This is a genomic window from Streptococcus koreensis, assembly GCF_003627135.1.
Taxonomy (GTDB): Bacteria; Bacillota; Bacilli; order Lactobacillales; family Streptococcaceae; genus Streptococcus; species Streptococcus ilei.
This window is the reverse complement of the sequence record NZ_CP032620.1, coordinates 1,636,063-1,649,774: the sequence shown is the minus strand read 5'-3', so window position 1 is coordinate 1,649,774 and position 13,712 is coordinate 1,636,063. Positions and strand designations below refer to the sequence as shown.

At 42.1% G+C, this 13,712-nt stretch carries 11 protein-coding genes, 3 tRNA genes and 1 pseudogene; 14 read left to right on the top strand and 1 reads right to left on the bottom strand.

What is annotated here, in order from left to right:
- Nucleotides 1–257 precede the first annotated feature (257 nt).
- From D7D50_RS08270 to D7D50_RS08230, 10 genes and pseudogenes are all read left to right on the top strand, one after another.
- The gene (locus D7D50_RS08270) at nt 258–632 is read left to right on the top strand and encodes a GNAT family N-acetyltransferase (RefSeq protein WP_120701963.1); all 375 of its coding nucleotides are present in this window, start codon (nt 258–260) and stop codon (nt 630–632) included.
- 66 nt (nt 633–698) lie between these two features.
- Nucleotides 699–917 (top strand): annotated as a pseudogene (locus tag D7D50_RS10260) (GNAT family N-acetyltransferase); the annotation flags it as partial.
- A 16-nt stretch (nt 918–933) separates the two neighbouring features.
- Nucleotides 934–1,752, top strand: a complete 819-nt coding sequence (locus D7D50_RS08265; RefSeq protein ID WP_120701962.1) for an aminoglycoside 6-adenylyltransferase — start codon at nt 934–936, stop codon at nt 1,750–1,752.
- A 324-nt stretch (nt 1,753–2,076) separates the two neighbouring features.
- Nucleotides 2,077–4,530 (top strand): DNA topoisomerase IV subunit A, encoded by a 2,454-nt coding sequence (gene parC / locus D7D50_RS08260; RefSeq protein WP_120702352.1) that lies wholly within the window; start codon nt 2,077–2,079, stop codon nt 4,528–4,530.
- Nucleotides 4,531–4,702: 172 nt separating this feature from the next.
- Nucleotides 4,703–5,728, top strand: a complete 1,026-nt coding sequence (locus tag D7D50_RS08255) for a branched-chain amino acid aminotransferase (RefSeq protein ID WP_023026777.1) — start codon at nt 4,703–4,705, stop codon at nt 5,726–5,728.
- Nucleotides 5,729–6,027: 299 nt separating this feature from the next.
- The gene (locus D7D50_RS08250; protein ID WP_023023146.1) at nt 6,028–6,258 is read left to right on the top strand and encodes a DUF2969 domain-containing protein; all 231 of its coding nucleotides are present in this window, start codon (nt 6,028–6,030) and stop codon (nt 6,256–6,258) included.
- A 52-nt stretch (nt 6,259–6,310) separates the two neighbouring features.
- Nucleotides 6,311–6,391 (top strand) — tRNA-Tyr (locus D7D50_RS08245).
- Nucleotides 6,392–6,400: 9 nt separating this feature from the next.
- A tRNA-Gln gene (locus D7D50_RS08240) sits at nt 6,401–6,472 on the top strand.
- 167 nt (nt 6,473–6,639) lie between these two features.
- Nucleotides 6,640–7,839, top strand: a complete 1,200-nt coding sequence (gene rpsA / locus D7D50_RS08235) for a 30S ribosomal protein S1 (RefSeq protein WP_006596419.1) — start codon at nt 6,640–6,642, stop codon at nt 7,837–7,839.
- Nucleotides 7,840–7,915: 76 nt separating this feature from the next.
- Nucleotides 7,916–7,987, top strand: a tRNA-Arg gene (locus D7D50_RS08230).
- A gap of 144 nt (nt 7,988–8,131) precedes the next feature.
- Here the strand turns inward: D7D50_RS08230 and D7D50_RS08225 are convergent.
- Complete coding sequence (locus D7D50_RS08225; RefSeq protein ID WP_006596417.1) at nt 8,132–9,118, bottom strand: L-lactate dehydrogenase; 987 nt, start codon at nt 9,116–9,118, stop codon at nt 8,132–8,134.
- 195 nt (nt 9,119–9,313) lie between these two features.
- Here D7D50_RS08225 and gyrA point away from each other — a divergent pair, with 195 nt between their 5' ends.
- From gyrA to radC, 4 genes are all read left to right on the top strand, one after another.
- The gene (gene gyrA, locus D7D50_RS08220) at nt 9,314–11,770 is read left to right on the top strand and encodes a DNA gyrase subunit A (protein ID WP_023023148.1); all 2,457 of its coding nucleotides are present in this window, start codon (nt 9,314–9,316) and stop codon (nt 11,768–11,770) included.
- Nucleotides 11,771–11,778: 8 nt separating this feature from the next.
- Complete coding sequence (locus D7D50_RS08215) at nt 11,779–12,525, top strand: class A sortase (RefSeq protein WP_023023150.1); 747 nt, start codon at nt 11,779–11,781, stop codon at nt 12,523–12,525.
- A gap of 153 nt (nt 12,526–12,678) precedes the next feature.
- Nucleotides 12,679–12,957 (top strand): hypothetical protein, encoded by a 279-nt coding sequence (locus tag D7D50_RS08210; protein WP_023023152.1) that lies wholly within the window; start codon nt 12,679–12,681, stop codon nt 12,955–12,957.
- Between the two features lie 62 nt (nt 12,958–13,019).
- Nucleotides 13,020–13,703 carry a RadC family protein gene (gene radC / locus D7D50_RS08205; RefSeq protein WP_023023154.1) on the top strand — a complete coding sequence of 228 codons (684 nt, stop codon included), beginning with the start codon at nt 13,020–13,022 and terminating at the stop codon, nt 13,701–13,703.
- Nucleotides 13,704–13,712: the final 9 nt, after the last annotated feature.

The window sequence follows — 13,712 nt, the reverse complement described above, 5'->3', positions numbered from 1 at the left end:
AACTAACCTATCATTTGAATTTCTGACAAGCTTACTAGGGCTAAAGTGAAGTCGCCAGTTTTTCTGACGGAGTGCTTTAGAGCAAATTCTGTTTGGCAGAGAATCCGGCGAGTGTTTTTTTGAGTAAAAGACGAACGTTTATTTTTCTTGCGAGCAGTTTTAAAGCAAAAAAACTTTTCAGAAAATCAGGAAAGGTAAAAAAGGAATTAAAGTTAAAATAAAAAAATTTAGGAGATTATAGATTGGAGGAATAGAAGATGATTATCAGACCTGCAAGCAGAAAAGATTGTCAAGCTATTTATAGCCTTTATCAAAGTGAAAAATGGCTTTCTTTTACAGAGGAAAAAGTGAGATCTCTATTTTCAACAAATCTGTCTCATTACTTGGTGCTTGAAGAGGACCAGAAAATCCTTGGCTTTTCCCGTTATCTGACGGATGAAGTGCTGACGACCTTTTTAGCTGAAATAATTATTGATAAATCCCACCGCAGAAAAGGACTGGGACAGCAGCTGATTGAGGAGATCCACAAAAAATATCCTTTGACACGGATTGAATTAATATCTGAAGCAGATGGATTTTATCGGGCAATAAGTTTTAAGCCTGTTGGCACAGGATTTAGAAAATCTGAATGAAAGGAGACAGCCAATGACTCTTGACAACAAACTGGGTCTGACAGATTCGCTTGAACTAGCCGAGATGGTTATGCGACGGAGGCTGCCCAAGCCTGTCTAGACTTTGTTTTTCAGCAAGCTAGCTTGTCATAAGTTTACTCTTTTACATCCTTACTCAATCAACTTTCGCAAAAAGTCATGCAAAAATTGAGCATGGAATTGGTCAAAGAATTTGATAATGAAAAAGTTCCAGCAGACAGTCTGCTTTATAGACATGTCCTCTACAGAATCAAGAGTTTCCACTAAAAAGGCAGGTATTCCCATGAGAACTGAAACTGAGATGTTTGATGTGATTTTGCAAACCGCAAAAGTGCTACAGGTCGATGCAGTCGCCATGTCCGGCTCGCGGACAAACCCAAAGGCTCCCAAGGACGAGTTACAAGACTATGATGTAGTCTATATCGTGGAGGATTTGGATGGTCTGATAGCCGACCTTTCTTGGCTGGACCAGTTCGGCAAACGTATCATCGAGCAAGAGGTTACTCTGGGACACCGCCGTCTCTACCTCATGTTTTTTGAAGATGGCAATCGCATAGATTTGACCCTCTGTCCCAAGGAATACATCCAAGAGTGGGTGGACAGCGAGGTAGGTTTCAGAGTGCTAAAAGACGAAAAAGGTTTGTTTGAAGCCTATCAGCCTAATGCCAAGCGATACTGGATCGCTCCACCCTCCGAAGAGGAATTTGCAGCATCCTGCAATGAATTTTGGTGGGTATCGACTTATGTCGTCAAAGGGATTCGAAGAAATCAGCTGATCTATGCGACTGATCACCTCTATGGCATTTGCCAGCAAGAACTCTTGAAGGTCTTGGCTTGGCAGGTAGTAAGTGCTCGAGGTACCGTAGACATTGGAAAGAACTACAAGTATCTCTTTCAATATCTACCAGCGGAGCAAGAGAAGGAGTTCTCTAATCTGCTTGATTTATCTAGTTTAGAGAAGGTCACTCAGTCTTTGTTTTCTACCATGAAGCTATTCAATTGTGAAGCGCAAAAATTGGCAAAAAAGATGGGGTTTGCCTACAATCACATAGAGGCTAAGAAGATGACGGTTTATGCTGAGGAGAAACTGTCGAATCATTGATTCAATCATCTATTTTAAACACTTAAAACTACAGAAAGGATTGTTTGGTTTCAGAATGTAACTGAATTCCTTTTTCTAAAAAATCTACTCAACATTCTTTGAAAGGAGTTGAACACGCCCTAAAGGTGTGTAAAGCTCATAATTCCATCATTTAACAACGTATTAAAAACTACAGAAAGGATCGTTTGGTTACTTGTAGTAACTGAACACAGGACTAATTTCCTAGGAAAAAAGATAAATCGCTTTGGGTTCATGGCCCCTGCATCGATTTCCTTTTTTTCTACAGAAATTTTCGGCAAGCCGAAACGTCCCTTTGTATCTTATATGAGTAATATTCAAATCATGTCCCTGGAGGACATCATGGGAGAGCGCTTTGGTCGCTACTCCAAATACATTATTCAAGAACGGGCTCTTCCTGATATTCGGGATGGCTTGAAACCTGTTCAACGGCGGATTCTTTATTCTATGAATAAGGACGGGAATACCCATGACAAGGGCTACCGGAAATCTGCTAAGTCTGTCGGAAATATCATGGGGAATTTCCACCCTCACGGGGATAGTTCCATCTATGATGCCATGGTCCGTATGTCTCAAGACTGGAAAAACCGTGAAATTCTAGTCGAAATGCACGGTAACAATGGTTCAATGGACGGTGATCCACCGGCTGCCATGCGTTATACTGAAGCCCGTCTATCTGAAATTGCTGGTTATCTCCTTCAAGATATCGAAAAGAACACAGTTCCGTTTGCCTGGAACTTTGATGATACAGAAAAAGAGCCAACTGTTTTGCCTGCAGCCTTTCCAAACCTTTTGGTCAATGGGGCTACAGGGATTTCAGCTGGTTACGCGACAGATATTCCGCCTCATAACCTTGCTGAAGTCATCGATGCCGTGGTCTACATGATTGACCATCCATCTGCCAAGGTAGACAAACTCATGGAATTTTTGCCTGGGCCTGATTTCCCGACAGGTGCCATTATTCAAGGTCGCGATGAGATCAAGAAAGCCTATGAAACAGGTAAGGGACGGGTGGTTGTTCGTTCTAAGACAGAAATAGAGCAACTCAAAGGCGGCAAGCAACAAATCATCGTCACTGAGATCCCTTATGAAATCAATAAGGCTGTCTTGGTCAAGAAGATTGACGATGTTCGCGTTAACAACAAGGTGGCCGGTATTGCTGAAGTTCGGGATGAGTCTGACCGGGATGGTCTTCGGATTGCCATTGAGTTAAAGAAAGATGCCAATGCAGATTTGATCTTGAACTACTTGTTCAAGTACACAGATTTGCAGGTCAACTACAACTTCAATATGGTGGCGATTGACAACTATACTCCTCGTCAAGTGGGAATTGTTCCGATTTTGTCTAGCTACATTGCTCACCGTCGGGATATCATAGTCGCTCGCTCTCGCTTTGACAAGGAAAAGGCGGAACGACGCCTCCACATTGTAGAGGGCTTGATCCGCGTGATTTCTATACTCGATGAAGTCATCGCTCTGATCCGTGCTTCTGATAACAAGGCAGATGCCAAGGAAAACCTCAAAGTCAGCTACGATTTCACAGAAGAACAAGCAGAAGCCATTGTTACCTTGCAATTGTACCGCTTGACCAATACGGATATCGTGACCTTGGAAGAAGAGCATGCTAACCTCAAGGAGCAAATCGCGACCTTGGCAGCTATCATTGGGGATGAACGGACCATGTTCAATCTCATGAAGAAGGAATTGCGTGAAGTTAAGAAGCTCTTTGGCAATCCGCGTCGCAGTGAGTTGCAAGACACTGCTAAGACGATCGAGATTGATACAGCCAGTCTGATTGTTGAAGAGGAGACCTTCGTTAGCGTGACTCGTGCTGGTTATATCAAACGAACCTCTCCTCGTTCTTTCAATGCATCAACGGTGGAAGAAGTCGGTAAGCGGGACGATGATGAATTGATTTTTGTAGAGCCTGCTAAGACTACCCAGCATCTCTTGCTCTTTACCAATTTAGGAAATGCCATTTATCGACCTGTTCATGAATTGGCAGATACCAAGTGGAAGGATATCGGAGAACACCTCAGTCAGACCTTGACCAATTTCGAGCAGGAAGAAGAAATTATTTTTGCAGAGATTGTGGATCAGTTTGAGGGCGTGACCTACTTCGCAGCTACCCAACAGGGACAAATCAAGCGCTTTGAACGCAAGGAATTGAGCCCATGGCGGACCTATCGCTCCAAATCAACCAAGTATGCTAAGTTGAAGGACCAAGAGGACCGTATCGTAGCGGTTGCACCAGTTGTCCTCGAGGACATCATGGTCATTACCAAAAATGGTTATGGCTTACGCTTCAATATTGAGGAAGTCCCAGTGGTCGGGGCTAAAGCAGCAGGAGTTAAAGCCATTAACCTCAAAGACGGGGATCAGGTGGTAGCAGTCTTTAAATCGACAACACCAAGTATGTACATTCTGACCCAACGAGGTAGTCTCAAACGGATGTCACAAGACGATATTCCTGTGACCAGCCGGGCTAAACGTGGACTACAAGTCTTACGTGAGCTGAAGTCTAAACCACACCGCGTCTTCAAGGCAGGTCCAGTCTTCACGGACCAAGGAGATTTTGATCTCTTTACGAGCCAGGAGGAAGTAGGAGAGCAGGATCAAATCCTTCAAATTACCTCGACAACAGGACAGGTGACAGAAGTGGATGTTACCCAACTTAGTTTGTCAGAACGAACCAGCAATGGTTCCTTTGTCAATGATCAAATTTCTGATCAAGAAGTCTTTACTGCTAGAATTAAATAAGATAAAAGTCAGCTCTTTTGTAGCTGGCTTTCTTGATTGATAAATTTTCAGAAAATTGCAAACTCCACTTGAAATTCTCATGGAATGGTGTAAAATAGAGTACATGAATAAGTCATCTTCAAAGGTGGCTCTTGCTATTTAGCAAGTCTTGAATGGAAGAAGGAAAATAAATATGACAGTATCACTTGATTGGGAAAATCTTGGATTTTCTTATATGAAATTACCCTATCGATACATTTCTTATTACCGAAATGGAGCCTGGGAGAAGGGAGAGTTATCTGAAGATTCCACTCTTCATATTTCAGAATCTTCTCCAAGTTTGCACTATGGACAGCAAGCCTTTGAAGGATTGAAGGCTTATCGGACAAAGGATGGCAGTATTCAATTATTCCGTCCGGATGAAAATGCAAAACGCTTACAACGGACGGCTGATCGTCTTTTGATGCCTCAAGTTCCAACGGATATGTTTGTGGAAGCTTGTAAAGCAGTAGTGCGTGCCAATGAAGAATATGTCCCACCATATGGAACTGGTGGAACTCTCTATCTTCGCCCCTTGTTGATTGGGGTTGGAGATATTATCGGTGTGAAACCAGCAGAGGAATACATCTTTACCATCTTTGCAATGCCAGTAGGAAACTACTTCAAGGGTGGCTTGGTCCCAACCAACTTCCTGATTCAAGATGAGTACGACCGGGCAGCACCTCATGGGACAGGTGCAGCGAAAGTTGGTGGAAACTATGCCGCTAGCCTCTTACCTGGTAAATTAGCTAAGTCTCGGAACTTCTCCGACGTGATTTACCTGGATCCAGCGACTCACACCAAGATTGAAGAAGTAGGGTCAGCAAACTTCTTTGGAATTACAGCTGATAATGAGTTTGTCACTCCACTGAGTCCTTCCATCTTGCCATCAATTACCAAATATTCCTTGCTCTACCTAGCAGAGCATCGTCTTGGTTTGACACCAATCGAAGGGGATGTGCCAATTGATCATCTCGACCGTTTTGTTGAAGCAGGTGCTTGTGGAACAGCAGCAGTCATTTCTCCGATTGGTGGAGTTCAACACGGAGATGACTTCCATGTCTTCTATTCAGAAACAGAAGTAGGGCCAATTACCCGGAAGCTTTATGATGAATTAACAGGCATCCAGTTTGGTGATATTGAAGCACCAGAAGGATGGATTTTCAAGGTAACTGAATAAATCAAATACGACGGGAGGCTAGGACAAAAGTCCTAGCCTCCCGTCGTATTTGGATTGTCGAGCAAGACGCAGTGGTTGAGTGGGCTCTACTATTTCATCAGCTTTTACAGCCCTACTCAACTGTGCGGAGGTGAAACGACGAAATCGAATTCTAACGAATGACCGATTTATGTCCCACTCCCTCTTTTTTTGTCAGAAGCAGATAGATGCGAAATGAAATAATTTAATCATTAAACATTTTCGGCTTGCAAGCATGTGAAAAATTTTGTAAAATAAAGGGGTTGAAATGAGGAGGAAGAATGAGTAAGAAAGATAAAAAAATTGAAATTCAAATTGCAGATAGTAAAGTGCTTGTAGGTAAAGAAACCTTTGATGGCTACCAATTAACGATTGGAAAAAAGGCTATTGCTGAGATTGCTGATATGGGTGCTCAGTTTGCTCTTGTGAAAAACGGATCCGTAGATAGTCTTTTTAAATCCCTTGAAAAAGCAGTGGAAAGTGCCATCGAAAATTATAATTTGAACAAATAAGGGGTTGCATTTTCATTTAATCAATGGTATAATTGTGTCTGTTGATTTGCTTGGAGAGATAGCGAAGAGGCTAAACGCGGCGGACTGTAAATCCGCTCCTTCGGGTTCGGGGGTTCGAATCCCTCTCTCTCCATTCTATGTTTGGGGTATAGCCAAGCGGTAAGGCAAGGGACTTTGACTCCCTCATGCGTTGGTTCGAATCCAGCTACCCCAGTTCTAGGTAATATCAGATAAGGTGGTAAAATATCTACTCAGGTATTTTATTTCTTTATATGAAGAAGTCGTTGTAGATCATTTTGATTTCGTTGCGAGTGCTTGCTTAGGAAAAATAATTATAAGTATGTCAAGTTTAGAAAACTTGATTGTTGGAGGATTTTTTAGATGAATGAATTTGAAGATTTGCTAAACAGTGTTAGCCAAGTTGAGCCAGGTGATGTTGTTACTGCTGAAGTTTTGACAGTTGACGCTACACAAGCTAACGTTGCAATCTCTGGAACTGGTGTCGAAGGTGTCTTGACTCTTCGCGAATTGACAAACGATCGTGATGCTGACATCAATGACTTGGTTAAACCAGGTGAAACACTTGAATTGCTTGTTCTTCGTCAAGTAGTTGGTAAAGATACTGATACAGTAACTTACCTTGTATCTAAAAAACGTTTGGAAGCTCGCAAAGCATGGGACAAATTGGTCGGACGTGAAGAAGAAGTTGTTACTGTTAAAGGAACTCGCGCTGTTAAGGGCGGACTTTCAGTAGAATTTGAAGGACTTCGTGGATTTATTCCAGCTTCAATGCTTGATACTCGTTTTGTACGTAACACTGAACGTTTCGTAGGTCAAGAATTTGATGCTAAAATCAAAGAAGTTGACGCAAAAGAAAACCGCTTCATCCTTTCTCGTCGTGAAGTTGTTGAAGCTGCATCAGCTGCAGCACGCGCTGAAGTATTTGGTAAATTGAACGTTGGTGATGTTGTAACTGGTAAAGTTGCTCGTATCACTAGCTTCGGTGCTTTCATCGATCTTGGTGGTGTTGATGGATTGGTTCACTTGACTGAATTGTCACACGAACGCAACGTTTCACCTAAATCAGTTGTAACTGTTGGTGAAGAAATCGAAGTGAAAGTTCTTGACTTGAACGAAGAAGAAGGTCGTGTATCACTTTCATTGAAAGCTACAACACCTGGACCATGGGATGGCGTTGAACAAAAATTGGCAGCTGGTGATGTAATCGAAGGTACAGTTAAACGTTTGACTGACTTTGGTGCATTCGTTGAAGTGTTGCCAGGTATCGATGGACTTGTTCATATCTCACAAATTTCACACAAACGTGTTGAAAATCCAAAAGATGTGCTTAAAGTTGGACAAGAAGTAACTGTTAAAGTTCTTGAAGTAAATGCTGCTGATGAACGTGTATCACTTTCTATCAAAGCACTTGAAGAACGTCCAGCTCAAGAAGAAGGCGAAAAACAAGAAAAACGTCAACAACGTCCACGTCGTCCAAAACAAGAAAAACGTGACTTTGAACTTCCAGAAACTCAAACTGGATTCTCAATGGCTGACTTGTTTGGTGACATTGAATTGTAATCATATTAAAAAGCTTGCTTAGGCAAGCTTTTTTTACTTGTAAAATGATCGATTTTTTGATATACTATCATAGTTGCCACCCTTAGTGTAATGGATATCACGTAAGATTCCGGTTCTTGAGATGGGAGTTCGATTCTCTCAGGGTGGATGACGATAGGAGAGCTGAGAGGCTCTCTTTTTTGTTTTTAGGCAAGAAGCATTTTAAAAAGTAGGAGTAGGCCTTCGGGTCTCCTTTTTAATGTTCATAAGATAAAAAAACACCATGTCCTAGACATGGTGTTTGATTATTTGCTTAGTTTTTAGAAGCTGCTTGGAATTCTGGATTCTTCCATGCTTCATCAATAATAGCTTGCAATTCTTTTGCAGATGCTTGCATTTTTTGTGTTTCAGCGTCGTTCAATGGAATATTTACTGGACGAACGATACCGTGGGCACCAACGATAGCTGGTTGACCGATAAAGACGTTTTCGACTCCGTATTGGCCTTCTTGGAAGACTGAAAGTGGAAGTACGGCATTCTCGTCATCAAGGATGGCACGAGTGATACGAGCAAGGGCAACGGCGATACCGTAGTAAGTAGCCCCTTTCTTGTTGATGATTGAGTAAGCAGCATCACGTACAGAGATGAAGAGATCTACAAGGTCAGCTTCATTCAAGTCACGGTTTGCTTGCAACCATTGTTCCAATTTTACACCGGCAACGTTAGCATGTGACCAAACAGCGAATTCTGAGTCACCGTGTTCACCCATGATGTAGGCGTGGACTGAACGTGCATCAACACCAATGGTTTCAGCAAGAGCTTGACGGAAACGAGCTGAGTCAAGAGAAGTACCAGACCCGATAACGCGTTCTTTAGGGAAACCTGAGAATTTCCAAGTAGAGTATGTCAAGACGTCAACTGGGTTTGCAGCTACAAGGAAGATACCGTTAAATCCTGAAGCAACAACTTGCTCAACGATTGATTTGTTGATGGCAAGGTTTTTTCCTACGAGGTCAAGACGAGTTTCACCTGGTTTTTGAGGAGCGCCTGCTGTAATAACAACTAAGTCCGCATCCGCACAGTCTTCGTACTTAGCAGCATAGATCTTCTTAGGTGAAGTGAAGGCAAGGGCATGGCTAAGGTCTTCTGCATCACCAACCGCTTTTTCAAACAATTGAGGGATTTCGATGATACCTAATTCTTGTGCGATACCTTGAGTAACAAGTGCAAAAGCGTAAGATGAACCTACAGCGCCGTCACCGACAAGGATAACTTTTTTATGTTGTTTAGTTAAAGTCATTATTCTAAACGTCTCCTTCTATTTTTTTGGGTTTCCCCATTCGCATTTATTCTACCACTTTTACTATTCTTTGTCACGGTTTTACGTTTAATTTGGACGATGTAAACGTTTTTACACTTGTGTTCCGAAGGAGAAAAAAAGTACTAAATGTGTTATAATAGTATGGTGAATTAATTAAAGAGAGGCATTGTTTTAATGCAGGATAATAACTTAGTTGATGTTAATTTAACATCGGAAATGAAGACCAGTTTTATCGATTACGCTATGAGTGTTATCGTATCTCGGGCTCTTCCTGACGTACGGGATGGTTTAAAGCCAGTTCATCGTCGGATCTTATACGGAATGAATGAACTTGGGGTTACGCCAGATAAACCACATAAGAAATCTGCCCGTATTACTGGGGATGTTATGGGTAAATACCACCCACACGGAGACTCATCAATCTATGAAGCTATGGTTCGTATGGCGCAATGGTGGAGTTATCGCTACATGCTTGTAGACGGTCATGGGAACTTTGGTTCTATGGATGGAGATGGCGCCGCTGCCCAACGGTATACGGAAGCTCGTATGAGCAAGATTGCTCTTGAAATGCTTCGAGATATCAACAAGAATACAGTTGATTTCACAGATAACTATGATGCCAGCGAACGGGAACCAAACGTCCTTCCAGCTCGCTTCCCTAACTTGTTAGTCAATGGGGCGACAGGGATTGCGGTAGGGATGGCGACAAATATCCCACCGCACAACCTCGGTGAGTCTATTGATGCTGTCAAGTTAATGATGGACAATCCTGATGTGACAACGCGTGAGTTGATGGAAGTGCTTCCTGGACCTGACTTTCCAACTGGAGCCTTGGTCATGGGCAAATCAGGTATTCATAAGGCCTATGAAACAGGAAAGGGCTCGATTGTCTTGCGTTCTCGCACGGAGATTGAAGAGACCAAGACTGGTCGTGAACGCATTGTTGTGACAGAATTTCCTTATATGGTCAACAAGACCAAAGTGCATGAACATATTGTACGTTTGGTCCAAGAGAAACGGATTGATGGCATTACTGCTGTTCGGGATGAATCAAACCGTGAAGGGGTTCGTTTCGTCATTGAAGTCCGTCGCGATGCTTCAGCTAATGTCATCTTAAACAATCTCTTCAAGATGACCCAAATGCAAACCAACTTTGGTTTCAACATGTTGGCCATCCAAAATGGTGTCCCTAAAATTCTCTCCCTTCGTGAGATTTTAGGATCATATATTGAGCACCAAAAAGAAGTAGTGACTCGTCGGACCATCTTTGATAAAGAGAAGGCGGAAGCTCGTGCCCATATCTTGGAAGGACTCTTAATCGCTCTTGATCACATCGATGAAGTGATTAAAATCATCCGGAATAGCCAGACAGATGCAGAAGCTCAAGCTGAATTGATGAGTAAGTTTAAGCTTTCTGAGCGTCAAAGCCAAGCTATCTTGGATATGCGTCTTCGTCGTTTGACTGGTTTGGAACGCGACAAGATCCAAAGCGAATACGATGACCTCATTGCTTTGATTGCTGATCTTGCAGACATTTTAGCTAAGCCTGAGCGTGTAGCTACGATCATCAAGGAAGAATTGGATGAAGTTAAACGTAAATTCGGCGATGCTCGTCGTACTGAGTTGATGGTCGGAGAAGTTCTTTCTCTTGAAGATGAGGACTTAATTGAAGAAACAGACGTTTTGATTACCCTGTCCAACAAAGGCTATATTAAACGCTTGGATCAAGCTGAATTTACCGCTCAGAAACGTGGGGGGCGTGGTGTTCAAGGTACAGGGGTCAAGGATGATGACTTTGTCCGTGAATTGGTTTCTACTAGCACCCATGATCGTTTGCTCTTCTTTACCAATAAGGGACGGGTATATCGTCTCAAAGGCTATGAAATCCCTGAATACGGCCGTACAGCCAAAGGACTTCCGATTGTTAACTTGCTGAAGTTAGATGATGGAGAATCCATCCAGACAATTATTAACGTCGCTCAGGATCGTAGTGAAGACTCCTATCTCTTCTTTACAACGCGTTCTGGACTAGTTAAACGGACCAGTGTGGCCGAGTTTGCCAACATCCGTCAAAATGGCTTGAAAGCTCTTAACCTCAAAGATGAGGATGAGCTAATCAACGTCTTCCTTACTGATGGGAATGCTGACGTTATCATTGGGACTAAATTTGGGTATTCTGTTCGTTTCAAAGAGTCTGTTGTTCGGAATATGGGACGTTCAGCAACTGGTGTCCGAGGTGTCAACCTTCGTCCGGGGGATCAAGTGGTCGGTGCAAGCGTGATTACAGATCAAGATGAAGTATTGATTATCACTGAAAAGGGATATGGTAAACGCACGCGTGCTGATGAGTATCCAACCAAAGGACGTGGTGGTAAAGGGATTAAAACTGCGAATGTGGCTGAGAAAAATGGTCCTCTTGCCGGTCTCATGACTGTCAAAGGAGATGAGGATTTGATGATTATCACCAATACAGGCGTCATGATTCGTACAAGCGTCGCGAATATTTCTCAAACTGGACGTTCGACTATGGGTGTGAAAGTCATGCGTCTGGATCAAGATGCCCAAATCGTAACCTTTACAACGGTTCAAGCTGACGAAAAAGATGAGTCAGAAACTGAAAGTGAAGGGTAGGGTGAACAATGGCTTCAAGAAGAAAAAAGAAGAAAACAAGCTTACGCAATCGCTTGATTAATATCTTTGCTACCTTGCTGATCCTTTTGTCTATCGCTCTGATTTTTAATGCTCCGATTCGGAACATGATCATGGTTTGGCATACCAATCAGTACCAGGTCAACAAGGTATCGAAAAAGACCATCGATAAGAATAAAGAGGCTAAGACTAGCTTTGACTTTAAAGAAGTCAAATCGCTGTCTACAGAATCTGTCATCAATGCCCAATGGCAGGCACAAAAGTTACCTGTTATTGGAGGAATTGCAATTCCAGAATTGAAGATGAACCTTCCGATTTTTAAAGGCTTAGATAATGTGGGGCTTTATTATGGGGCAGGTACCATGAAAGAGGACCAGGTTATGGGGCAAAGGAATTACTCCTTGGCCAGTCACCATGTCTTTGGTTTGACTGGGGCAAATGAAATGCTCTTTTCCCCATTAGAACATGCCAAAGCTGGAATGAAAATCTATATCACTGATAAGGAAAAGGTGTATACCTATGTCATCAATTCTGTTGAGACAGTAACGCCAGATCGGGTCGATGTCATTGCAGATCGAGAAGGGGTAAATGAAATTACTTTGGTGACCTGTGAGGATGCTGCAGCAACTTATCGTACGATTGTAAAAGGTACTTTGGAAACTTCAGTAGATTACTCAAAAGCACCAAAAGATATCCTAGAAGCTTTCACAAAATCTTATAATCAAATGCAATTATAATCAACAAAAAAAGAGGTCCTTGACCTCTTTTTTTCTGTTAATTTTCTGCCAATTTGTAAGAGGATAGTCATAAAATGTTACCTGACTGACATATTTTTGCATGCTTTCTATTTTATAATAGAAGAGTGATAGAAAGAAGCTTGGAGGAACCGAATGCCTACAGAAGATATCTATACTCTGCTAAGAAATTTCTACGGCTTACTGGTCAATGATTTTCCAAAAACGGGACTCATTACCAAGGGAATCTACGAAGTTGAACAGGTCTTTAAAACCATTGAAAACCTTCCTGATGATCAAGAACACTTAATTCGATACGAAATTCGTCAATTCCTAAGGACCTTGGAACAAGTGCAAGAAGGCTATAGAATTAACTTCTCAAATGAAGAAACTCGAATCCTTGAAAACCTAAGAGAAGTAGTTTGTCCTATATAAATTTTATACAGACTCATCCATTTTCCTCCTCAATTGCGAATTATTAATTGAGGAGGTTTTTTATGTATCATATTGTATTTCAAGAAGCTAGTCTTTTACCTAGAGAACGCTTGCTTACAGAAGGCCCTGATAAGCTCAGTAATCAAGAATTGCTGTCCATCTTATTACGGACGGGGAACAAAAATAAAACAGTCTACGAGATCGCACAGGAGCTCTTAGGCTCACTAAAGAGCTTAAAGGAATTGGCTAGTATGAGCTTTCAGGAGCTACAGGAAGTTCCAGGGATTGGGAAAGTAAAGGCAATTGAGCTGTTAGCTGCTATTGAACTTGGGAAACGGATCCAGACTTCCCAAGTGATTGAAACAGAACAAATTATGAGTAGTCAGAAGCTTGCAAAGATGATGCAGCAAAAGATCGGCCATGAGAAACAAGAGCATTTACTGGCCTTGTATCTGAATACCCAGAACCAAATTATCCATCAGCAAGTGATTTTTATCGGAACAGTCAATCGTAGCATTGCAGAACCTCGAGAGATCTTGCATTATGCCATCAAGCATATGGCGACGTCTTTAATCCTTGTTCACAACCATCCATCTGGAATCATTCATCCGAGTAAGAATGATGATGGTGTCACCCAACAAATGATTGAAGCCTGTAATTGTCTTGGAATTGTTTTTCTTGACCATCTGATTGTCTCAACCGATGACTATTATAGCTACCGAGAGGAGACAGACTTATTGGTATAGACGGAAAGA

Excerpts from the sequence above, each read along its gene's own strand:
- parC (WP_120702352.1), top strand. The coding sequence starts at position 2,077 with ATGAGTAATATTCAAATCATGTCCCTGGAGGACATCATGGGAGAGCGC.
- gyrA (WP_023023148.1), top strand. The coding sequence starts at position 9,314 with ATGCAGGATAATAACTTAGTTGATGTTAATTTAACATCGGAAATGAAG.
- D7D50_RS08265 (WP_120701962.1), top strand. The coding sequence starts at position 934 with ATGAGAACTGAAACTGAGATGTTTGATGTGATTTTGCAAACCGCAAAA.
- D7D50_RS08225 (WP_006596417.1), bottom strand. The coding sequence starts at position 9,118 with ATGACTTTAACTAAACAACATAAAAAAGTTATCCTTGTCGGTGACGGC.
- D7D50_RS08270 (WP_120701963.1), top strand. The coding sequence starts at position 258 with ATGATTATCAGACCTGCAAGCAGAAAAGATTGTCAAGCTATTTATAGC.
- D7D50_RS08255 (WP_023026777.1), top strand. The coding sequence starts at position 4,703 with ATGACAGTATCACTTGATTGGGAAAATCTTGGATTTTCTTATATGAAA.
- rpsA (WP_006596419.1), top strand. The coding sequence starts at position 6,640 with ATGAATGAATTTGAAGATTTGCTAAACAGTGTTAGCCAAGTTGAGCCA.
- radC (WP_023023154.1), top strand. The coding sequence starts at position 13,020 with ATGTATCATATTGTATTTCAAGAAGCTAGTCTTTTACCTAGAGAACGC.
- D7D50_RS08250 (WP_023023146.1), top strand. The coding sequence starts at position 6,028 with ATGAGTAAGAAAGATAAAAAAATTGAAATTCAAATTGCAGATAGTAAA.
- D7D50_RS08215 (WP_023023150.1), top strand. The coding sequence starts at position 11,779 with ATGGCTTCAAGAAGAAAAAAGAAGAAAACAAGCTTACGCAATCGCTTG.
- D7D50_RS08210 (WP_023023152.1), top strand. The coding sequence starts at position 12,679 with ATGCCTACAGAAGATATCTATACTCTGCTAAGAAATTTCTACGGCTTA.